Origin of the sequence: Membranihabitans maritimus, from assembly GCF_021729145.1 — a bacterium.
GTDB lineage: Bacteria > Bacteroidota > Bacteroidia > Chitinophagales > Saprospiraceae > Membranihabitans > Membranihabitans maritimus.
This window is the reverse complement of record NZ_JAJSLW010000105.1, coordinates 1-276: the sequence shown is the minus strand read 5'-3', so window position 1 is coordinate 276 and position 276 is coordinate 1. Positions and strand designations below refer to the sequence as shown.

General features: G+C 47.5%; 1 pseudogene. It reads right to left on the bottom strand.

The features are described from left to right. A pseudogene (gene gyrB, locus LVD47_RS23500) lies at positions 1–276 on the bottom strand (DNA gyrase subunit B); the annotation flags it as partial.

The window sequence follows — 276 nt, the reverse complement described above, 5'->3', positions numbered from 1 at the left end:
ATCACCCTCCACTATGTATAGTTCAGAGAGTGCCGGATCTTTTTCCTGACAGTCTGCAAGTTTACCTGGAAGGCCAGCCAGGTCTAGTGCACCTTTACGGCGCGTCATTTCACGAGCTTTACGCGCTGCTTCACGTGCACGTGCTGCATCGATGATTTTCGAACAAACCATCTTCGCTTCTGTCGGGTTCTCAATCAGGAACTCAGACAGTTTTTCACCCATTGCAGACTCAACAGCTGATTTCACTTCAGAAGAAACCAGTTTGTCTTTAGTTTG